At 70.4% G+C, this 21,354-nt stretch carries 19 protein-coding genes; 2 read left to right on the top strand and 17 right to left on the bottom strand.

Annotated features, from left to right (window positions below):
- Positions 1-180: 180 nt before the first annotated feature.
- The 6 genes from metF to AC07C1_RS35105 form a co-directional block, all read right to left on the bottom strand.
- The gene (gene metF, locus AC07C1_RS35130; RefSeq protein ID WP_478945788.1) at positions 181-1,047 is read right to left on the bottom strand and encodes a methylenetetrahydrofolate reductase [NAD(P)H]; all 867 of its coding nucleotides are present in this window, start codon (positions 1,045-1,047) and stop codon (positions 181-183) included.
- Positions 1,044-1,178 carry a hypothetical protein gene (locus AC07C1_RS35125; RefSeq protein WP_478945786.1) on the bottom strand — a complete coding sequence of 45 codons (135 nt, stop codon included), beginning with the start codon at positions 1,176-1,178 and terminating at the stop codon, positions 1,044-1,046. Before AC07C1_RS35125 ends, metF begins: the two co-directional genes overlap by 4 nt.
- Complete coding sequence (locus AC07C1_RS35120; protein ID WP_478945784.1) at positions 1,175-2,158, bottom strand: carbohydrate kinase family protein; 984 nt, start codon at positions 2,156-2,158, stop codon at positions 1,175-1,177. Before AC07C1_RS35120 ends, AC07C1_RS35125 begins: the two co-directional genes overlap by 4 nt.
- 160 nt (positions 2,159-2,318) lie before the next feature.
- The gene (gene metK / locus AC07C1_RS35115) at positions 2,319-3,545 is read right to left on the bottom strand and encodes a methionine adenosyltransferase (protein WP_478945782.1); all 1,227 of its coding nucleotides are present in this window, start codon (positions 3,543-3,545) and stop codon (positions 2,319-2,321) included.
- 162 nt (positions 3,546-3,707) lie between these two features.
- A complete protein-coding gene (locus AC07C1_RS35110; protein ID WP_478945780.1) occupies positions 3,708-4,781 on the bottom strand; it encodes a methyltransferase in 1,074 nt (357 codons plus the stop codon).
- Positions 4,782-4,840: 59 nt separating this feature from the next.
- Positions 4,841-6,427, bottom strand: coding sequence for a class I adenylate-forming enzyme family protein (locus AC07C1_RS35105; RefSeq protein ID WP_478945778.1), 1,587 nt, complete (start codon positions 6,425-6,427; stop codon positions 4,841-4,843).
- Positions 6,428-6,452: 25 nt separating this feature from the next.
- Here AC07C1_RS35105 and AC07C1_RS35100 point away from each other — a divergent pair, with 25 nt between their 5' ends.
- Positions 6,453-6,764, top strand: coding sequence for a hypothetical protein (locus tag AC07C1_RS35100; RefSeq protein ID WP_478945776.1), 312 nt, complete (start codon positions 6,453-6,455; stop codon positions 6,762-6,764).
- Positions 6,765-7,115: 351 nt separating this feature from the next.
- Here AC07C1_RS35100 and wrbA read toward each other — a convergent pair whose 3' ends face one another.
- From wrbA to AC07C1_RS35055, 9 genes are all read right to left on the bottom strand, one after another.
- The gene (gene wrbA / locus AC07C1_RS35095) at positions 7,116-7,727 is read right to left on the bottom strand and encodes an NAD(P)H:quinone oxidoreductase (RefSeq protein ID WP_478945862.1); all 612 of its coding nucleotides are present in this window, start codon (positions 7,725-7,727) and stop codon (positions 7,116-7,118) included.
- Between the two features lie 297 nt (positions 7,728-8,024).
- On the bottom strand, positions 8,025-9,020 hold the full coding sequence (locus tag AC07C1_RS35090; protein WP_478945775.1) for a class I SAM-dependent methyltransferase: 996 nt from the start codon (positions 9,018-9,020) through the stop codon (positions 8,025-8,027).
- Positions 9,017-10,183, bottom strand: coding sequence for a DegT/DnrJ/EryC1/StrS family aminotransferase (locus AC07C1_RS35085; RefSeq protein WP_478945773.1), 1,167 nt, complete (start codon positions 10,181-10,183; stop codon positions 9,017-9,019). The genes AC07C1_RS35090 and AC07C1_RS35085 overlap by 4 nt, the downstream gene beginning before the upstream one ends.
- Positions 10,180-10,749: a cupin domain-containing protein gene (locus AC07C1_RS35080; protein ID WP_478945771.1), complete on the bottom strand. Its 570-nt coding sequence runs from the start codon at positions 10,747-10,749 to the stop codon at positions 10,180-10,182. Before AC07C1_RS35080 ends, AC07C1_RS35085 begins: the two co-directional genes overlap by 4 nt.
- Before the next feature lie 30 nt (positions 10,750-10,779).
- Complete coding sequence (locus tag AC07C1_RS35075; protein WP_478945770.1) at positions 10,780-11,850, bottom strand: type III polyketide synthase; 1,071 nt, start codon at positions 11,848-11,850, stop codon at positions 10,780-10,782.
- A gap of 1,164 nt (positions 11,851-13,014) precedes the next feature.
- Positions 13,015-14,439 carry a condensation domain-containing protein gene (locus AC07C1_RS35070; protein WP_478945768.1) on the bottom strand — a complete coding sequence of 475 codons (1,425 nt, stop codon included), beginning with the start codon at positions 14,437-14,439 and terminating at the stop codon, positions 13,015-13,017.
- Positions 14,440-14,668: 229 nt separating this feature from the next.
- Positions 14,669-15,598, bottom strand: coding sequence for an aromatase/cyclase (locus AC07C1_RS35065; RefSeq protein WP_478945861.1), 930 nt, complete (start codon positions 15,596-15,598; stop codon positions 14,669-14,671).
- A gap of 340 nt (positions 15,599-15,938) precedes the next feature.
- On the bottom strand, positions 15,939-16,940 hold the full coding sequence (locus tag AC07C1_RS35060) for an AfsR/SARP family transcriptional regulator (protein WP_478945766.1): 1,002 nt from the start codon (positions 16,938-16,940) through the stop codon (positions 15,939-15,941).
- Between the two features lie 115 nt (positions 16,941-17,055).
- Entirely contained in the window at positions 17,056-17,256 is a 201-nt protein-coding gene (locus tag AC07C1_RS35055) for a hypothetical protein (RefSeq protein WP_478945764.1), read from the bottom strand.
- Between the two features lie 278 nt (positions 17,257-17,534).
- Here AC07C1_RS35055 and AC07C1_RS35050 point away from each other — a divergent pair, with 278 nt between their 5' ends.
- Entirely contained in the window at positions 17,535-18,356 is an 822-nt protein-coding gene (locus AC07C1_RS35050) for an AfsR/SARP family transcriptional regulator (protein ID WP_478945762.1), read from the top strand.
- Between the two features lie 767 nt (positions 18,357-19,123).
- Here AC07C1_RS35050 and AC07C1_RS35045 read toward each other — a convergent pair.
- Positions 19,124-19,954, bottom strand: a complete 831-nt coding sequence (locus AC07C1_RS35045; RefSeq protein ID WP_478945760.1) for an AfsR/SARP family transcriptional regulator — start codon at positions 19,952-19,954, stop codon at positions 19,124-19,126.
- 482 nt (positions 19,955-20,436) lie between these two features.
- The coding region (locus tag AC07C1_RS35040; RefSeq protein ID WP_478945759.1) for an acyl-CoA carboxylase subunit beta at positions 20,437-21,354 on the bottom strand (918 nt) is incomplete at its 5' end.

The raw sequence follows: 21,354 nt of genomic DNA, 5'->3' as shown, positions 1-21,354 counted from the left end.
GCCGGAAGGTGCTGGGCACAGGCCCGGATGAATGCCGCACTCGTCGGCGGCATTTGGGCAGGGAAGGCGTGCTCAAATCGTGACACGATCGGCACCTCGAAAGCAAGGGCGCCCGAAGGTGCCCTGGGCCACTTCGTGTTGAGTTCGGTCACGTCCGCATGAGCGGCGTACCGACGGAACTCAGCAGGCGTTGAGGACCCTGGTGCTGGGCGCACTCAGTACGTTGCGGTGGATGTCCAGGGCCGCCGTGGACTTGTTGAGGGTGATGTAGTGCAGGCCGGGGGCGCCCTCGGTGAGGAGGCGTTCGGCCATGGCGGTGGCGTACTCCACGCCGATGCGGTGGCCGTCCGTCGGGGCGTTCCGGGCCGCGTAGAGGCGACTGGCGAGGTCCTCGGGGAATGCCGCGTCGCAGAGCTCGGCGAAACGGGCGATCTGCCGGTGGTCGGTGGCCGGCATGATCTCCGGGATGATCGGGACGTCACAGCCGGCGGCGGCGACCCGGTCGCGCAGCCGCAGATAGTCCTCCACGTGGAAGAACATCTGGGTGATGGCGTAGTCGGCGCCGGCCTCGCACTTGGCGATGAAGTGCCGGATGTCGGAGTCCCAGTCCGCCGAACGCGGGTGCTTCTCGGGGAACGCCGCCACCCCGATCCGGAAGTCGCCCAGCGAGCGCACCAGTTCGACCAGTTCGTAGGCGTACCGGAAGCCTCGTGGGTGCGCCGTCCACGCGCCCTTCGGGGCGCCCGGTGGGTCACCGCGCAGCACCAGGACATCGCGGATGCCCGCGTCCGCGTACTGGCCGATGATGTGCCGCAGTTCGGCCACCGAGTGGCCGACCGCGGTCAGATGGGCGACGGGACGCAGGGTCGTCTCGGCGGCTATGCGCCGGGTGACCGTCACCGTCCGGTCCCGCGAGGAGCCGCCGGCGCCGTAGGTCACGGACACGAAGTCCGGCCCGAGCGGCTCGATCCGGCGGATGGCCTCCCACAGCGTCTGCTCTCCCTTGGCCGTCTTCGGCGGGAAGAACTCGAAGGAGAAGGTCGTCACGCACGGCCTCCCTCATGGACGATGATCTCGTACTCGGCCGTCCCCGTGGCGTTCGAGGCGTCGGCGGTCACCTCACGGGTGACCGGTGCTTCCCGCGGCGCGGTCGCGCGCCGGTGCTGTTCCGTGTTCACGAGCCGCCCGCCAGGTGAGGCTCGATGGCGCGGGCCGCGTCGTCGCCGTACGTCTGCCCGATGCGGTCGACCAGGTCGGCGGCGAGCAGCTTGTACTCCTGGGTGCCGACCGACTCCAGCACGGTGGTGGCCAGGGCGCAGCCCAGCCGGGCGGCCTGTTCCGGCGGCAACCGCCAGGCGAGGCCGGCGAGGAAACCGGAGCGGAAGGCGTCACCGGCACCCGTCGGGTCGGCGATCCTGTCCGTGGGCACGGCCGGGACGCGCAGCCGGGGCGCGTCGGAGCGGGCCAGCGCCACGCCCTCCGCGCCGAGCGTGGTGATCCAGGTGCCGACCCGGCCCAGGAGGTCCTCCTCGCTCCAGCCGGTGCGTTCGAGCAGCAGGGCGGCCTCGTACTCGTTGGTGAACAACCAGGTTGCCCCGTCCACCAGTTGGCGGGCCTGCTCGCGGTCGAGGCGGGCCAGCTGCTGGGAGGGGTCGGCCGCGACGGGGATGCCGAGGCGGTGGGCGGTGGCGGTGTGCCGCAGCATGGCCGCGGGGTCGTCGGCGCCGACCAGGACGAGCGCGAGTTCGCCGGTGCGCTCCGCGGTCTCGGCCAGGTCGATGCGGGGGGCCTCGGCCATGGCACCGGCGTAGAAGGTGGCGATCTGGTTCTGGTCCTCGTCGGTGGTGCAGACGAAACGCGCGGTGTGCAGGGTCTCGCTGACCCGCACGGCGGAGGTGTCGACGCCGTTCGCCCGCAGCCAGGCGTCGTACTCGGCGAAGTCCACACCCGCTGCGCCGACCAGGAGGGGGTCGAGACCGAGCAGGCCGAGACCGAAGGTGATGTTGGCGGCGACGCCGCCCCGGTGCACCTCGAGCCGGTCGGCGAGGAACGACAGCGAGACCCGCTCCAGCTGGTCCTTGATCAGCTGCTCGGCGAAACGCCCTGGAAACACCATCAGATGGTCGGTCGCGATCGATCCGGTCACGGCGATACGCACAGCTCGTGCTCCTTGAACCTCTGGGCGGGACGATCCGGGCCGGTTTCGGCGGAGGGAACGACTGGGCTTGCGGCGAAATCAGCGGAGAGCGGTGGGACGGGGGCTGGCCACCGCTCCCCGCTGGCTGGTGCGCCGGGACGGTCCCGGCGACGGCGCGCGGTCAGACCGCCGCGGCCGCCTTGCGCAGGGCGTCGGCGCGGTCGGTGCGCTCCCAGGTGAAGTCGGGCAGCTCACGGCCGAAGTGACCGTAGGCAGCGGTCTGGGAGTAGATCGGGCGCAGCAGGTCCAGGTCGCGGATGATCGCGGCCGGACGCAGGTCGAAGACCGACGTGATGGCCTCCTCGATCTTCTCGACGGCGACCGTGTTGGTGCCGAACGTCTCGACGAACAGGCCCACCGGCTCGGCCTTGCCGATCGCGTACGCCACCTGCACCTCGCAGCGCTCGGCGAGGCCGGCCGCGACGACGTTCTTGGCGACCCAGCGCATCGCGTAGGCGGCCGAGCGGTCCACCTTGGACGGGTCCTTGCCCGAGAAGGCGCCGCCGCCGTGCCGGGCCATGCCGCCGTAGGTGTCGATGATGATCTTGCGGCCGGTCAGGCCGGCGTCGCCCATCGGGCCGCCGGTCTCGAAGCGGCCGGTCGGGTTCACCAGCAGGCGGTATTCCTCGGTCTCCAGCTTGATGCCGTCGTCGGCGAGCTGCTTCAGGACGGGCTCGACGACGTGCTGGCGGATGTCGGGGGTGAGCAGCCCGTCCAGGTCGATGTCGCTCGCGTGCTGCGACGAGACCACGACCGTGTCCAGGCGGACCGGGCGGTTGCCCAGGTACTCGATGGTGACCTGGGTCTTGCCGTCGGGACGCAGGTAGGGGACGGTGCCGTCCTTGCGGACCTCGGTCAGCCGGCGCGAGAGGCGATGGGCCAGCTCGATCGGCAGCGGCATCAGGGCGGGCGTCTCGTCGGTCGCGTACCCGAACATCAGACCCTGGTCGCCCGCGCCCTGCCGGTCCAGGTCGTCGACGTCTCCCTGCCCGGCGGCACCCTCGACCCGGGACTCGTAGGCGGTGTCGACGCCCTGCGCGATGTCCGGGGACTGCGCGCCGATGGACACGGAGACGCCGCAGGAAGCGCCGTCGAAGCCCTTGGCAGAGGAGTCGTAACCGATGTCGAGGATCTTCTCCCGCACCAGCGTGGCGATGTCGGCGTAGGCGGCGGTGGTCACCTCGCCCGCGATGTGCACCTGACCGGTGGTGATCAGGGTTTCCACCGCGACGCGCGAGGCCGGGTCCTGACGCAGCAGCGCGTCGAGAATCGTGTCGCTGATCTGGTCGGCGATCTTGTCGGGGTGCCCCTCGGTCACGGATTCCGAGGTGAACAGGCGGCGGGACATGGCACTCCAAGGCATAGGTGGGTGGTCACAGGTCAACGCATGAAAACGCCCTGACCATCGAGGCGTTGGATCAGTGGCTGCGCGGAACTCCGGGTCCCGGCGGGGCGCCCGGATGCCGGTCCGGGCGCCCCGCGTTCCAGGAGAGGGTGCTGACTCGGCCGTTCACGCGACCTTTGTCGCGGACAGGATGGCCTGGACCGGGATGACGTCCGGCGGAATCTCGGAGGCGTCCTTGGTGACCGCCTTCGTCACCTTGAACCCACACTCCTCGAGCCAGCTCTGATAGGTGGACAGCTTCTGCGGGCCGCCCTGGCCCATGGCGCAGCCGATGAAGAAGGCCGGGAAGAAGTCGACGTTGTAGTTGTCGGTGTCCGTGATGTCCTCCGGATACACCGGCACCATGATGTTGACCTGACCGCCGACCTCCAGGGCCTCGTTGACGCCCTTGAGGATCCTGACCACGTCGTCCTTGTCGAACATGTCCAGGAAGTGCTTGATCAGGACGATGTCGAAGCCCTTGGGGACTCCGTCGAAGACGTCACCGCCGATGAAGGAGCAGTGCTCCGCCACACCGTGGGACTTGAAGTTCTCCAGGGCCTCGTTCTCCTTCTCCGGCAGGTCGAAGGTGGTGACCCGGAGCCCCTCGGAGGCCTTGTGCTCGTAGGTGTGGATCGCCCCGAGACCGGTGTTGCCGGCGAGGTCGAGCACCTGAGCGCCGGCGGGGATGTCGACGTTGGCGAAGAACCAGGGGTCGATGTTGGCGGTGACCGTGTTCATCAGGTTCGCCCAGGCGTCCCGCAGATCCCGGTGCTCGGCCACAGCGCCGTACAGGGTGCCTTCGCTCACCCCGTACAGCTCCTTCAGGCCGACGAGTGTGCCGGTCCGGGTGCTCTCGGTGAGATAGAACAACTGCCGCAGCGCCACCACCTTGATCATGTTCATGTAGGCGAGCGCACGCTTCAGATCGCCCTCGGCGACATCGGCGAGGGCGTCGAGGGTGTAGGCGCCGGACGCCTCGTCGTGCGTGACGAAGCCCTCCTTGACCAGCAGCAGAAGGAGCTGCTCCACGGCATCCGCCTTGGCGCCGATCGCCTCGCCCAGCTCGGCCGCGGTCTGGCCCGGGGTCTCCCGGATCTTGTCGACGAGGCCGAGTTCGAAGCTGGACAGCAAGGTCATGAACCGCGAGGGGCCCACCATGTACTCACGGAATCGTGCGAGCGTGGCTTCCGATGTCATTGGACTCGTCTCTTTCGAGTAGATGGTTTCCACTGCCGTGGCGGTCGGCCGGTCACGGGTCACGCCCGGTCCCTGAGCTGGTCCTTGAGCCGGTCGGCCAGCGCGAGTCGCTGAACCTTCAGGGTGCCGGTGCGGGGCAGTTCGGCCTCGGGGATCTGGACCGGGTCGGCGAGCTGGGGGAAACCGGCGACGGCCGCGCGCCAGCGGTCCAGGTCCAGCGGCTGGTCGCCGTGGGTGCAGAGCACCGGGACGGCCTCGGAGTCGGGGCCCTGGACCACGACCAGCTCGCTCAGTTCGTGCAGCTTGCCGAGGACCAGGTCCTCGACCTCGAGGGAGCTGCGCACCCCGGGGATCATGTCGACCTCACGGTCGAGCATGTGCAGGCAGCCGAACCTGGTGAAGTAGCCAACGTCCCCGGTGCCCCACCAGTCGCCGTCGCGGTTGCTGTCGTAGCGCTCCTGCTCGGCGAAGTAGGTCTTGGCCAGACCGGGCCAGGAGACCTCGATGCGGCCGGGGTTCTGTTCCGTCGGCCGCTTGCCGTCGCGGCTGACGACGCGGACCTTCGCGGAACCCCCGGGCATCTGCCAGCCTACGCAGCGGCCGTTGGCCTTGTGGGCGGAGGTGCGGAAGTAGGCGCGGCCGACGGCGGGCCCGACCTCGCTCTGCCCGTAGATCTGGAAGAACAGCGCGCCCCGCCGATCGGACGACTTGAGGAGTCGGCTCATCGTCCCGGGGTGGATCGCGTCGAAGGTACTGCTGAAGTACTTCACCGAGGCGAACGGCTTGCGCGGGTCCTCGGCCAGGCCCTCCCACGCCATCAGCGAGTTGGGCAGCGCCTCCACCAGCCCGGGCCGGTTCTCGAGGAACAGCTCGGCGACCGTGTCGGGGTCCGACTCGTTCATGAGCAGCACCGGCATCTCCTTCAGGAGGGCCAGGGCCATCGCCGCGACATTCCGGGAGTGCACGAAGGGGATGTGGATCGCGACGTTCTCCCGCTTGCGCAGGAGGGAGAGCAGCCGCCACTGCGGCTTGAGCCGGATGCCCTGGGTGCGGGGCGTGTGCACGACCAACTTGGGCAGCCCGGTGGTGCCTGAGGTGTGGGTGATCACGGCGGCCTCGTCGATGGGCCTGATCACCGGCTTGACCCGTGGCGCCCCGGCGAGCGTCCCCAGCGATATGGCCCGCGGCCGCTCACCGGACACGATGATCACCCGTCGGGTCAGCTCCGCCAGCGGCAGCTCGGCCAGCACATCGAGCTTGTGTTCGTCGGTGAGCAGGTTGGGCCGGTCGACCCGCGAGAGCAGGGCACCGACGGTCACCGCGTCCAGGCTGGGCGAGAGCATCACGGGCACCGCGCCGATCCGGGACGCGGCACACGCCAGCACCCACACATCGGCGTTCGCCTGCTTGTGGAGCACGATGTGCTGGTCGGGCCGTACACCGGCGGCCCACAGGCGGGCCGCCAGGTCATCGACCAGCTCGGCGAGCCGGGAGACCGTCAGGTGCCGGCCCACCTCGGGAAGTACGTCCAGGTCGTGGTCGAGAGTGATCGGCGTCGCCCCGTTGACGGCCGCGGCCATCGCCGGCAGCAGGCCGATGTGAAGACCGCGTTTCTGTATCGATTGATAGGCCACAGACCCCTTCATCGGGCTGTCTCCTTCGCAGTGATCGGTGGACATTCGGGCTGTCGTCGGCTGGGTGCGGGTGCCGGGGGGCGCAAGGGTGGGCGTCGAGGACACCTCGGCCGCTCGTCGGAAGGAGTGGGGAGCCCAGCGGCTCCGCGCCACCGCGACAGCGGCGGCGAGCAGCACCACGTTCACCGCGGTCGGCTGGGCCTGCCGGCGGCGGAAGTGGGTGATGGCTGCGTCGGTCGCCGGTGTCACCACGCCGGCCGCCGACCGCACCGGAAGTGGGGTGAAGTCGATGCGCGGCGGACAGGATCAGGCCGGTCCGGCCAGGACCTCCCGGCCGTCGCCGCCCTGAGGGTGCCGGCACCGAAGCCTCGGCGCAGCGCGGCCGGAGGCCGCCGCGCCTGTGTGCGGACTGGGCCCCTCCTCATGACGCCGCGGCCGGGGAGGCCGCGTCCAGCACCTCTGGGGTGATCCGAGAGCGCGGCTCGTGAGGGTTCTCCTCGGCGGTACGGCCGCACCGTGCTTCGCGCCCGGGGCAGGCGTGCCCAGCCGGGCAGGGCCTCCGTCAGGCAGGGACAGCTGCGGGCTTCGCCGCGAACGGCCGCAGCGGCGGTCCCGGGCACGGATGCCCGGGACCGCCGCTGCGACGGTGGCTTCGGTCCAGCGCGGTCACATCGCCTGAAGCGACGTCACCCGCGGGTCGTCAAGAGGCGGGGCGGCCGGCCTTCAGCGCCGCCGCGGTGTCCGTGACCCGCCGGGCCTGGTAGCGGATGGCCTGCAGCGTCTCGTCGCTGGGCGCGCCGGCCCCGGTGGCGGTGCCGTAGGGGGTGCCCGTCTGGAACTGGATGGGGTCGGTGTAGCCGGGCGGCACGATGATGCCACCCCAGTGGTAGAAGGTGTTGCTCAGCGCCAGGATGGTCGACTCCCGGCCGCCGTGGGCGGTGTTGGAGGCGGTGAAGGCCGAGTACACCTTGTCCGCGAGCTTGCCCTGGAACCACAGCGGGCCGGTGGTGTCGATGAACGCCCGGAGCTGGCTGGCCGGGTTGCCGAAGCGGGTGGGGGTGCCGAACAGCACCGCGTCGGCCCACGCCAGGTCGTCGTGGGCGGCCTCGGCCACGTCGGCGCTCTCTCCCTGGACGTGCTGGGCCCAGGCCGGGTTGGCGTTGATCGCCTCCGGCGGGGCCGTTTCGGCGACCTTGCGCAGGCGCACGTCGGCGCCGGCCTTCTCCGCTCCCTCGGCGGCGGCCTTGGCCAGGGCGTGCACAGTTCCGGAGGCACTGTAGTAGATGACGGCTACGTTCACGGATTCCACGATCGGTTTCCTTTTCTCGCTTGCTACCTGGCGGCGCCGCTGTCCGTTGCCGGATATCAGCAGGGCCTTCTCCAACCGGAATTGCCATATCAATACGACGGAGTTTGTGGTGTTACCCGTGGGGTGACGACGCGTCGGATCCCGCGTCATCCCTCGATGGTGATTCGCTCGGCCTTCGCGGATACCGGGAAGAGATCGGCCGGCTCGGTTTCTTCCGCCATCCATCCCCCCAAGACATCAGCGGGGTGCGCCGGCTGTTGCCCCAGTCGGCGCACCCACGAACGGCGAACGTGATTTACCCTATCGAGCGATGACCAAGGAGGCGGGCGGCGCAGAATGAAACGAGACATTCTTGAAGCCGGCCTTGACGAGCCAGCCGTGGTAGTCGGAACGCCGCCAGGTGCCGCCCTGCTTGCTCTTGAGCAGCATTTCCGCGGCGAAGAGCAGCGGGAAAGCCGGACCACTGCGATCGTCGTCGACGACGTAGTCGCAGACGACCAGGGCACCGCCGGGTTTGAGGGCGTCCCGGAGGCGGGCGAAGACCGCGACGTTGTCGTCCGGTCCCTCCTGGTGGGCGATGTGGGAGTACACCGCGACGTCGTACTTCGCGGTGCCGAAGTCGGTGGTGTGGAAATCACCGTCGACCGTGGTGAACCGGTCGGCCACACCGCGTTCCGCCAGCAGCCGGCGGGCGATCGCGTTGATCGGCTCCCAGTCGAGCTGGGTCGAGCAGGCGGCCGGGTTGGCCGCCAGCCAGATGGCCGAGTAGATGCCCGAACCACCGCCGACGTCGAGGATGGAGATCTCACCGGCCCGGGCCAGCCCGAGCACCTCGGCGGCGACCGTCGCGGCGGGCACCGACTGCGCGGCGATGGCCGGGACGATCTCCTCCCAGTGCGGGTTGTCGGCCACTTCGGTCGTCGGGTCCTTCACCGGCCCCCCGGCGCGGACCACGTCCGGCAGCGCGGTCAGGCTGCCCATGTGCTTCAGCTTCAGCTTGGCGAAGCTGGTCAGGGAGGTGGGCTTGCCCTCGACCAGGTAGGCGGACGCCTCGGGCGTGTTGCGGTACCGGCCCTCGTGCAGCTCGACCAGGCCCACGCTGACGAGGCCGTCGAGGAGGGTCTGCGCGCCCCGCTCGGCGATCCCGGCGCGGGTGGCCAGCTCCGCGGCCGTGTCCGCCCCGTCCTCGAGGTGGGTGAAGAGCGAGTGGCCGGCCGCGGCGCCGACGACGCCGGTGGCCCAGTAACCGTTGATCAGCCGCAGTACGCCGTCCGGTGCCGGCTGGTTGTCCGTCATGCTGCCCCTCCAAGGCTCCGGGTGGGCACCGAGTGGGTCCGGACCGCGCTGCGCAGGGCATCCACGACCCGTTCGACCTGGTCGGTGCTGAGTTCCGCGTGCATGGGTATGGCGAGCTGGCGCTGGAAGAGATCCGCCGAGACCGGGCACGTGTGCTTCGACTCGAACACGGGCTGGATGTGGGCCGCGAACGTGCCGTGCCCGCAGCCGATGCCCTTGGCGCGCAGCTCGGTGGCGACCGCCGCCCGGTCCACGCTCGGGTCCAGCGTCACCATGTAGGTCTGCCAGGCGTGGGTACGGTCCTCCGGCACATACGGCACGGTCAGGAGCTCCTCGCCGGCGAGGAGTTCGCCGTACTGCCCGGCGACGGCGTCGCGGCGGCCCAGCAGCTCGTCGATCCGGCCCAGCTGCACCTGGAGGATCGCAGCGGCGATGTCGGACAGCTTGTAGTTGTAGCCGATCTGGGTGAACTCCGGGATGGGCAGGCCGACGACCTTGCCCATGTCGAAGATGCTGCCGATGCCGAAGGAGGCGCGCAGCCGCGCGTCCGAGCCGATCTTCGGGTCGGCGGCGAGCAGCGCACCGCCCTCACCGCTGCTGGCTCCCTTGCGCCCGTGGAAGGACAGGACGCCCACCTCGGCGAGCGCGCCCGCCTCTCGGCCCTGGTACTTCGCGCCGACGGCGCAGGCGGCGTCCTCGATGAGGAACAGACCGTGGCGGTCGGCGATCGCCTGCAGCTGCACATAGTCGGCGGGGAGGCCGACCGTGTCCACCGCGATCACGCCGACGGTACGCGGAGTGATCAGGTCGGCCACCGCCTGCGGGTCGATGGTGCCGGTGTCCGCACGCACATCGGCACAGACCGGGACCGCGTCGAGGTAGCGCACGGCGTGGGCGGGTGCCGGGAACCCGTAGTCGGCGACGATCACCTCGTCACCCGGCTTGACCCCGAGCGCGAGCAGGGACACGTGCAGCGCGGCGCCGGCGTTGCACAGCGCGACGGCGTCACCGACCCCGTACCGCTCGACCAGCTGGGCCTCCAGGGCCTTGCCCTTCGGGCCCTGCCCGGCCGGCCAGCCCGAGGCGAACACCTCCGCGACAGCCGCGAGTTCCCGCTCTCCCAGGCTCGCGTGGACCAGGGGGATCGCTTCCGTCGCGGTCACTTCTCGCTCCGCTTCGCGTTCGTTTCCTGGCTGGGGATCCCGGTGGTCGACGGCGGCTGGAAGCGCAGCGGCGTGAGCTGGCTGACGTCGTACCGCTGACGCATCGCTTCCACGGCCGCGGGGTCCACCGCGGTACCGCGCGACCAGATCTCGGCGATCTCCTCGAAGTAGGCCTCGTGCTCGGGCGAGGGATAGCTCTGGAAGAGCATCTTCACCGGCTTGTCCGTGGCGTTCCGGAAGGCGTGCGGGGTGCCGGGGGGTACGAACATGCAGCTGCCCTCACCGGCGCGGACGACGCGGTCGCCCTTGGGGGACTCCCAGTGGTGCCAGGTGTCCGTCGTGCGCTCGGTCGGCTCGAAGCACAGCAGGTCCAGCTCGCCTTCCAGGACGTAGAAGAACTCCTGGGAGTGGTTGTGGACGTGCGCCCCGACATCGAATCCGGGCGGAACGATCACCTCGAAGATCGATATGGAGGATCCCATCTCCTTCGTGGCCTTGAACGTCACCTCCTGCGCCGGGGTGACCAGCTTTCGCCCGACACCGGCCGGGATGATGAGGTCGGTCATATGCTCCGCTTCCTTAGTGGGCGCGTGGGTTCAGTCGAAGGTCTGCGGGACGTCGTCGGCCGCCCAGGTACCGAGCGCCATCTCGGCGGTGATACCGGGACCGAAGCCCGCGATGAGACCGGTCGCACCGGGCGCCGGGGTGTCCTCCTCGAACATCCTGCGGGCGGCCTCGAGTACGACGGCGCTGGCGATGTTGCCGTACTCGCTCAGGGTCGACCAGCTGTGGCGGAACACGTCGCGGTCGACCTCGAGGTACTTGGCGAGGTCGTCGAGGATGCGCGGGCCGCCGGCGTGGATGATGTAGAAGTCGAGCTTGCCGGCGTCCCAGCTGTGGTCCTTGGCCAGCTCGCGCAGGACCGGAGCGAGCGGCTCCATCGTGCCGGGCACGCGGCGGTCCAGCTGGAAGTGGAAGCCGGTGTCCTTGACGGCGTAGGAGATCCAGTCCTCGGTGTCCGGGATGAGGTAGGAGGCGTTGCGCTCCAGGTCGATGCCGACGCCGCCTTCCCCTCGTACGACGGCGGCGGCGACCGCGTCGCCGAACAGGCCGTCGGACAGCAGTGAGCCGATGTCGTCCGCGTCGGGCTGGTAGCACAACGAGCACAGCTCGCAGGAGACGATCAGGACGTTGCTGCCGGGGTGGGCCATGCAGAAGTCGTGGGCCCGGTTGATCGCCGCTCCGCCCGCCGCGCAGCCCAGCTGGGCGATGGGTATCTGCCGGGTGTCGGAGCGGAAGCCCAGCTTGTTGATCAGCCATGCCGTCAGCGAGGGCATCAGGAACCCGGTGCACGACACGTAGATGATCGCGTCGATGTCACGGGCCTTCAGTTCGGCGTTGGCCAGTGCCTGCTCGATGACCTGGGGCGTGCGCTTCTTCGACTCGATCTCGTAGACGCGGTTGCGCTCCTGGAAGCCCGGGTGGTGGAGCGTCTTCTCGATCGGCTGGACGATGTGCCGCTTCTTGACGCCCGTGTTCCGGATCAGGCGAAGCGCCAGAGCGAGCTGCGGCTTTCCGGCATGAGCTCTTTCGGCAAAGTCCAGAGTCTCTTCCACTGTGATGACGTGTTCGGGCGCATTCATCGCCGGCTTGCATAGCCTCGGCATATCTGGCATCCACTTCTCTGGAGTCTCGACAGCAAGGGCAGTGGGGCGTTGAGCTGATGACAGGTCGCCTCGCCCGCCATCTCTCGGTGTGGTTGTTGACGAGGTTCTTCACGGTGGCCTGACATGCCCGCCGATGAGCCCGGCGGGCAGGCGCAACTCCCGGTCGCACGCCGCATGGCCCTGGCGGGCGGTCTCATCGGCCTTCAACGCCGCTTGCCCGCCGGTGAGTCGACGCGCTCTCGGGCAGCACCGGGCTACGCGGCGAAGCGATGGTTGGCGGCCCGTCGGACGGAAAACGTCGACGGCGAGTGCACCTGTCCTTCAAGGAAGGGACTTCAACTGCTCGGAAAAAGCAGCCGGCTGCCGTGGATCACAGGGGCTCCGTCTCGCCTGTACAAACCGGCGGACGACAGTCAATCCACTGCCTTGCGGCTGTTTTTGGGCAGGGAAGGTGTGCCGAAATCGTGACACGCGAGGAGTGCCCGCGCCAAGCGCATCATCGGGTGACCCAGGTCACACCTCAATCGAATTTCTCACCGGGCCGCACGGCGAAGCCCGCCGGTCCGTTCCGGGCGGACGCGCCCAGGCACTCGTGCGGGTACGGCGCGTGGGCGGGCGAACGCGCACGCCAGAGGCTTCCTCTCGGCGCGTGACCTGACCCGTCGCACCTGAGCGAGGGCGTACGGACAAGGCCCGCGCACCCCGGCGGCAGAACAGTCCGGCGAGGCCCGGCATCGGGTCGGGGCCGCGGGCCGCTCGGGGCGGGGTGGAGAGCGGGTCGACGGCGGGTGGCCGGCGGGTGGACTGTGCCTCGCGGGCACGTCGACGGCGGTTCGCGCCCGCCTCGGACGCAGGGTGTGGAGCGCGCGGACGGCGTGGCCGCCGGCCCTACTGCCCACACCGACGCAGGCGCCCACACGGACGCCGGCACTCGCCCCTGTCGATGCAGGCGCCCATCCCAACGCCGACACCCGCACCGCTGCCCGTCCAGCAGCCGATGGCACCAGCACCCGCACCACAGCCCGCCACTGCGGCCGGCCCCGCTCCCGGCGCCCCCCCATCCCGGCACCGGTACCGGTACCCACACCGGTCCCGGCGTCCGCGGCCGTCGTCGCACCCGGCCCGGTGTTCCGGCGCGGAGGGCTCACCGCGGCCCAGGACCCGTCAGTACCCCGCGTCGTGCCGTGGCGGGGCGGCGCCGGGCGGCTCGTCCGCGAGGATTTCGTCCAGCACCTCGGTGACGGTCTCGGGGCCGTCGAGGGTGGGCAGATGGCGCAGCAGCCGAGCGCACCGGTCGGCCAGCAGGTTCGCGTCGGCGTCCGAGACGCGAGCCCGGTCATGGACGACGGCGAGTGTCCGCGAGCCGTCGGCACCGCTCCGGACGAGCAGGGCGACCGGCAGCGCGGGGTGCGCGCCGCCGGTGTGCTGCCGCCCGAAGCGGATGCCGCGATCGGCGAGTTGGGCGCGCAGGTCGGTGGGCCAGCACCAGGTGGGCTCCACGGAGACCAGGCTCTGCGGCAACGGGGCCGGCCGGCCGGTCCACTCCTGGATCTGCCCGAGACAGACCCATTCGTACACCGCCATGTCCAGCACCCGGTCACGCAGGGCATCCAGTAGCCGGCCGATCGTCCAGGCGGGATCGACCAGGACGGTCACCGGCAGGCTGGCGCGCAGTGGGCCCACCAGTCGCTCGGCACAGTCCAGGGCGATGCCGCGCCCGGAGACGGCGATGCCGAAGCTCACCGGGACCGGGCCGGTCGTGTTCGCCGCGCGGTAGAGCAGCAGCGCCCACGCGGCATGCACCACACTGGAGTCCGGCAGGCCCCGCGTGGCCGCCCACCGGTGCAGTCGGTCCGCCTCCGTGGTGGTCAGCCGGGCCTCCGCCCGGCCACCTCCGTGCTTCCGGCCGGGTGAGCCGGGCAGCACGGGCAGGACGACGGGCGTGCCGGCGGGCAGGGCCCGGCTGAAGAAGTCCCGTGCCGGCGTGGTGTCCTGATGTTCCAGCCAGCACATCCAGTCGCGGATGTCCGGCCTGCGTTCGCCGCCGGGCAGGACACCGCCGGCGAGGTAGGCGCGGCTGAACTCGTTCAGGAGGACGAACACGCTGCGGGCGTCCAGCAGTCCGGTGTGGAAGGTGAGCAGGACTCGGGTGCGGTCAGGTACCTCGGTGTCGACGAGAGTGACGCGCAGCGGACCGGGGCGGCTCACGTCGAAGCCGTGCAACCGGTCCTGCTCCAGCAGCCCGTCCCAGTCGACGGTGCCTGCGGGATGCCGTATCACCTCGGTGCGGGCGTGCGGGTGGAAGACGATGTGCGGACTCGGCTTCCGCTCGAAGGCCGCCCGCAGGATCGCTTCCCTGTCCATGACGGACTGCCAGGCGGCGGCGAATCTCTCGGTGTCCAGCGGCCCGTACCAACACCACCAGACCTGCTCCACATGCCGCCCCGTGAACCGGTCCGCGGCGGATTCGAGCAACGCGTCGCAGCGCCGCCGGGTCACGGGCACGGACAGCCGTGACGCGCCGGCGGGCACGGTGGTGCGGCGGTCGGTACGGATCCGTACACGGCGCCAGCGGCTCGACCTCGCCATGTCTCGTCCTCCTCGCAGTCACTGCCTCATCCCGGACAGGACCGCAGGCCACGGGGATGCCGGGAAGCGGCACACCGGGCGATATCGTGCCGGAGCCCGCTGCCGGAGAGCTGACGGCGTGTCAACGCGGCTCGAGGTCCGCTCGTGACAAGCCAGGCGATGGCTGGGGCGCCGGGTGACGGCCCCGGTGTCAGGGATCCGTGACCGTCGGCCCGGCGCCCGCCGGCCGTCACAGCACCCGCACCGCGCCTGCGGCGTACCCGATCGCCTGGCTCAGGACGAGGTGGTCCTGCCGGCTCAGTACGTCGCGCACATGCTGTCGCGCGTCCGCCAAGGTCGCCTTCTCGCCCAGGACGTCGGCGATGGCGTCCTCCCGCAGCAGCACATGGTGCCGGGCGGTGAGGTTGACGCCTGACTCGTCGGGCTCGACCGACCATTCGCCGGTGTGCGCGGACAGCAGGGTGGAGGTGATGGTCTCCTTGTGGACGAGCCGGCCCGCGCCGGGGAAGCAGATGCGGACCGACTCGGTGTGGTGCGCGCCGCCGTCGCCGGCGAGGCCGTCCACCGTCATCACCTGAACGCCGGGCTTGCTCTCCGCCAGCCGCACGCTGCGCACGTGCGGCAGGCCGGCGGTCCACTCCTCGGCCCGGTAGAGGAAGTCGAATACCGCGTCGGCGGAACCCTCGAAGCGCACGGTGTCCTCGAGGACCAGCTCGAGTTCGTCCAGGCGGGGCCAGCGCTCGGCGACCCAGACCAGCTGGTCCAACTGCGCCTGGCCGTTGGCGCGGGTGACCCGCTCCGTCCAGGCCACCTCGGCGGGCGCGTCACCGGGGACGGTGAACTGGTACTCCAGCACCACCTGGCTGCGGTCGCCCAGCGGGCGTACGGCCCATATGCCGTTCATCGACGCGACGGGAGCGTCCGTCAGGTCCTGGCGGAAGGTCACGCACCGGCCGCTGACGTCCAGATCGCGGCTGGAGACCCAGGAGGAGACCTGGCCCTCGGTCATGGCCCACATACGCAGCCGCTCGTGGGCGCCGTCGAAGCCCAGCCGCTCCACGTGCACGCAGTGCCGGAAGAACAGCGGCCACTGGGTGGCGTCGGCGATCAGTTCGTACAGCACTGCGGCCGGGGCCGACGTGGTCACCTCCGAGACCACGCGGTGCACTCGCGCAACCGACAATCTTCCAGCCCCCCTCGTGATCCGCGACTGCCTGCGCCGCGCCGATGTCCCGGACCCCGGTGCGTGCCGACCGATGTCCCTCGCACGGCGCGGCCGCGGGGCCGGCCGAGATCTGCCGTGGGTGCGGACAGCCGCTCCGGCGAGACTTCGCTGATGGTCGGCCAATACTGTCGGAAGCCACTCGCGTACGGCATGGGCCGCACTCGGGTCACGCTCGATCCGGCGGGGCCGCCGGCCCCGGGGTCCCGAGGAGGAGACCGGGGGCGTCTGTGCGCAGGCCGTGGCGACGACCACCGCCCCGGCGCCGGGAAGCGCGCTAGAAGGCCGACGCCTCCCGCGGCATGAGCCGGTCGAGGCGGTTGAGCAGATCCTGCTGGTCCCGGGCGAGCCGCTCGACGTGGCGGCGCAGCCACACGATCTCGTCCCGCAGCAGCCGTACGTCGGTCTCGTGGTCCCGCATACCGCCCAACGGTCCGTCCGGCACCCCGGTGAGGCCGGTTTCCGGCCGCCGCGGCCCGGACCGCGCCGGTCCGGTCAGGTCCGCGTCGCCGTCCCGGTGGTGCAGGATCGACTCCAGCCGGCAGCGCAGCGCGGGCCCCGGTTCGATGCCCAGGTCGTGTACGAGTCGGCGGCGCGCCCGGTCGTACGTGACCAGGGCCTCCGCCTGCCGGCCGCACCGGTACAGCGCGGTCATCAGCAGCTCGTAGAACCGTTCCCGGAGCGGATGAGCGATCGTCAGCTCCTCCAGCTCGCCGGTGATCTCCCGTGCGGACCCCGCGCGCAGGCTCGCGTCGTACAGGGTCTCCAGGGCGACGAGCCTGCCCTCCTCCAGCAGGGCGGCCTCCGCCGAGCAGATGGCGCCCCGGCCGCTGCCGTCCAGGGCCGCGCCCCGCCACAGTCCGAGTGCCTCACGCAACACGCCGGCCGAGCGGGCGGGATCGGTGGCGAGCCCCTCCCGTCCCTCGGCGGCCAGGCGCGTGAAGCGGCGTGCGTCGACGTCGGCGTCGAGGTCACCCGGGCGCAGCTCGTATCCGGTGGGACGGGTCACCAGCCACTCGTGGTGCCGCTCAGCCGAGCCGGGCGCGGGCGCCGGCAGCAGCCGCCGCAGCCGCGCCACATGGGCCTGCAGGGCGTTGGCCGCGTTCACCGGCGGGTTCTCCCCCCACAGTTCGTCGACGAGGCGGCCGGTGGGCACGACCTGGCCGGCCTTCACCACGAGCGCGCCGAGCAGCGCGCGCTGCTTGGCGCCCACGGGCACGATCCGCAGATCAGTGCGGGCGTCGCGGATCTCCACGCAGCCCAGAATCCGAAACTCCATGCCGTCCTCGCACGGGAATGTCCAAAGAGTTCTCGGCACGGTAGTCGGCACGCTTATGGAATGCAGGATTCACCAGCGGATCTCAGGCTTGCGTGGACTGTTTCTCCAGAGGATGTCAAGGACGCTCGGCGGCCGGCTCCGGGAAACCCACGCGCACCGGGCGCCGGTGATAACGGCCCAGCAGGGCGAGCAGCTTCCGGCTCGGCAGGTCCGGCAGGAAGTCACACCCGCCCGTCGGGCCCAGACGGGCGAGCAGTCCCATGATGAGGGGCTCCCCGTCGCGATAGGCGGTTGAACGCTTCGTTTCCGTCGCCATGGCTGGAAAGGTAACAGCACAGGCCCGGCCGGAACAGATGCCCGAGTGGGGAGCGCCGGTGTGCTGATGTTTTGTCAGCGGGACGTCAGCGCTCCGTCAGTGCTGGTCACGGGAGAGCACTGGAGAAAGACTCGACACCTCCTCGCACCGATCTCGACGGAAGCTGCAGCACCCCTCGCGACTGACCCGCGAAAAGCGCCGGGGAATTGTTCTTGAAGCACCATCTGAACCTCGTCAACGCTCTGAACCGACGACACCGGAAACGGTACGGAGGAAGAATGAACATAAAAGTTCTGGGTGCGCTGAACGCGGAAGTGAACGGAATCTCGATCGTCCCGACGGCGGGTAAACCGCGCCAGATCCTGGCGCTGCTCGCCCTCAACCCCGGCCGGGTCGTGCCGGTGCCCACCCTCATGGAGGAGATCTGGGCCACCGACCTGCCGCAAAGCTCGCTGACGACACTCCAGACGTACATCCTCCAGCTGCGCCGCCTGCTGGGCACCGCCATGGGACCGGACGTACCCGGCTCGGCCAAGGACGTACTCGCCACCCGCTACGGCGGTTATCTGTTGCAGATCCCCGCCGAGGCGGTCGATGTCAACCGCTACGACAGGCTGGTCACCGAGGGCCGGCAAGCGTTCGAGGACGGGGAGGACGCCGCCGCGGCCTCCCTGCTGCGCGAGGCACTGGATCTGTGGCAGGGGCCGGCGCTGGTCGACGTCCGACTGGGACCGGTGCTGGAGGTCGAGGTGATGCGGCTGGAGCAGAGCCGTCTGGTCGCCCGGGAGCGCCGCATCGACGCCGAACTCCGGCTGGGCCGGCACGTCGAACTGATCCCCGAGCTGACCGACCTGGTCGCCCGTCATCCGCAGCACGAGGGGCTGCACTCCCAGGCGATGGTGGCCCTGTACCGCTCGGGCCGGCAGGCCGCCGCGCTCGACGTCTACCGCCGGCTGCGCCAGCGCCTCATCGACGAACTCGGCGTGGAACCCTCCCCGCAGCTGCAGCGCATGCATCAGGCGATGCTCGCGGTCGATCCACGCCTGGACATCGCCGCGGGCCCGCGCCGTACGTCCACGTTCGACCTGTACGCCGCCTGATGCCGGCAGCGAGCGGCGAGATCCGTCCATCGTCCGCAGGACAGTCGGCCGGTCCCTCGCCGTCACTCTCCCATCGGACCCACTCCCGGACCGCCTTGCGGACGCATGGCGACCGGGCTGCGCGCGGCGGGGGCGCGCAGCCCGCCCAGACGTTCCGGTCTGTCGTCCGGTCGGGCCGAGGTGGTCGGCCCAAGGTGTGAGGCCGAGTTCCGGGACAGCGGTGTGGAGCGGCGGGCGCAGGCGTCCGTGACGATCGGGGGGCGGCGGCGCTCGGTCCGGATGGCTGCCCGGCTCTGCGCCCGGGCGGTGCCGGGGTCGCCCGGAGAACGCCTCGGCGTGCTCGGTCGCTGAGCCGGGGGCGCACGCCGACGGCCTCGGCGACGACCGTGCGCCGATCGCGGGGCAGGCGGCCTCTCACCGGTCGAGAGCCGGCCGGGGGCAACCGCCGCGAGTACCTCGTGCCCGCCTGGACCGAGCCGCTGTCAGGGGGTACCGGGCACTGTCACAGTGGCCCGGTGGTCCGCTCGCCCGGCGTCCGGTTGCGGAGGCCGGCGGGAGGCAGGGCTCCGACCGGGCCGGCGAGAGGTGCCGTAGGCCGGCACCGTGCCGGGTGTGCGTCGTGTACAGCCCGCCTCGGCGCGGACGGACCTGCTCGCGAGCGCTGCGGCGACAGACCGGCGGGCGAGGTCAGGTGGAATCTGCGGCCCGTCAGCACATGCCTCTTTCCCCGGCCCGCCGGGACACGGTGGGCCGGGGGACGGTGGATGTCAGACGGTGCGGGCGACCAGGCCGTGGCCCGCGGTGTTCGGCGCCATTGCCGCCGCGTTCTCGGGGCGGGCCATCAGGATCGAGCGCTGCAGCCGGCTGAGCGCGGCGGACGGCTCCAGGCCCAGTTCGGAGACGAGCGTGGTGCGCAGCCGCCGGTAGGCGTCGAGCGCCTCACCGCGCCGGCCGGAGCGGTGGAGGGCCAGCATGAACTGCCCGTGCAGGCTCTCGTGCATCCGGTACTGGTTGACCAGCACCGTCAGCTCGGGCAGCAGCTCGCGGTGACGGCCCAGCCGCAGGTCGGCCTCGATGCGCTGGTCAAGCGCGCAGAGCCGGGCCTCCTCCAGCCTCCTGGCCTCCATGTCGATCCGGATGCCGGCCTGGATGTCGGTGAGCGCGGGCCCGGTCCACAGCGACAGCGCGTCGGCCAGCCGACGGGCCGCGCCGGTGTGATCCTCCGCATCCATGGCCCGGTAACCGGCACCCGCACCACGCTCGAACTCCCGGAAGTCGACGGTCCCCGCCCGCGTCTCCAGGCGGTAGCCGCCGGGGACGGTGGCGAGGATGTCCTTGGGAGTGCACCGCTCGTTCTCGCCGTGGGCCAGTGCCTCGGCGATCAGCTCCCGAAGTTGCAGCACATAGGTCTGCAGTGTGGTGCGCGCGCTACGCGGAGGCTTGCCTCCCCACAGCTCCTCCACGAGAGCGCTCACGGAAACCACCTGGTCGGCGTGCAGGGCGAGCAGGGCGAGGACCTGCCGCGGCTTGGGCGCCGTCGGGACGACCGACACTCCGTTCTCGCGCACTGATAGTGGTCCCAGCACCTTGATGTCCATATTCCCCCCAAGAGTTCAGGCTGGAGAACCGGTGCTCGGCAGGTGCGCTTCCACCACCGGGACCCGATGCTCTGCCTTGTAACTGGACACCCCCGATAAAAAAACAGCACAGTCGGTTTGTCAATCCAAGACGCCTCAAGCCTCCCTGAAGCGACGGTTTTCCGCCAGCCATATCAAACGGACGTTCGCATTCCTCCCGACCCGGCCAGGAGAAACCGCAGGGTGGTCCTCACCTTCCCCTCTCGCAGCGCACCGAGCAGCGAAAACAAGGCGCCAACGGAAGTCCGGAATGGGCGGGCTGAAAATATGCAGTAACTCCTCGCCCCGGGCGTCCCCCAGGGCGAGGGCCCCGGTGATCCTTCGGCCGACAGTCCAACGCGACCGTCAAACGCCCGGAACGCAGGGACAAGAAACGTGTCGGTCTGTTTGCTTTCGAGTGACGGGGGGCTGACCGCTCCCGTGACCTGGCCTCAAGTGCTCTGCTACTGCGGCGGGTTGCCGTGCTTTCGCGAAGGCACGTCGGCATGCTTGCTGCGGAGCATCGCGAGGGAGCGGCTCAGCACCTCACGGGTGTCGACGGGGTCGATCACGTCGTCGACCAGGCCGCGCTCTGCCGCGTAATAGGGGTGCATCAGCTCGGCCTTGTACTCCTTGACCATGCGCTCCCGCGTCGCGTCGGGATCGTCCGCGTCGGCGATCTGCTTGCGGAAGATGACGTTCGCGGCGCCCTCGGCGCCCATCACGGCGATCTCGTTCGTCGGCCAGGCGTAGGTCAGGTCGGCGCCGATGGACTGGGAGTCCATGACGATGTAGGCACCGCCGTACGCCTTGCGCAGGATCAGCGAGATCCTCGGCACGGTCGCGTTGCAGTAGGCGTACAGCAGCTTCGCGCCGTGCCGGATGATTCCGCCGTGCTCCTGGTCCACGCCGGGGAGGAACCCGGGGACGTCCAGCAGGGTCACGATGGGGATGTTGAACGCGTCGCACATCTGGACGAACCGGGCGGCCTTCTCGCTCGCCTCGATGTCCAGGACGCCCGCCAGGGTCTGCGGCTGGTTGGCGACGATCCCGACGACGTGGCCGTCGAGCCGGGCCAGCGCGCAGATGATGTTGCGCGCCCAGCGCTCGTGGACCTCCAGGTACTCGCCGTCGTCGACGATCTCCTCGATGACCTTCGTCATGTCGTAGGGCCGGTTGCCGTCCACCGGCACGAGGTCCAGCAGCACCTCCGACCGCCGCGCCGGCGGGTCGGTGCTCGGCCCGTGGGGTGGATACTCGCGGTTGTTCTGCGGCAGCAGCGACAGCAGGTACCGCACCTCGGCGATGCAGGTCTCCTCGTCGTCGTAGGCGAAGTGGCAGACACCGGAGGTCTCGGCGTGGACGTCGGCGCCGCCCAGGCC

The sequence above is a fragment of the Streptomyces sp. NPDC045022 genome, assembly GCF_056432605.1.
This window is presented reverse-complemented; position numbering and strand designations above follow the sequence as displayed.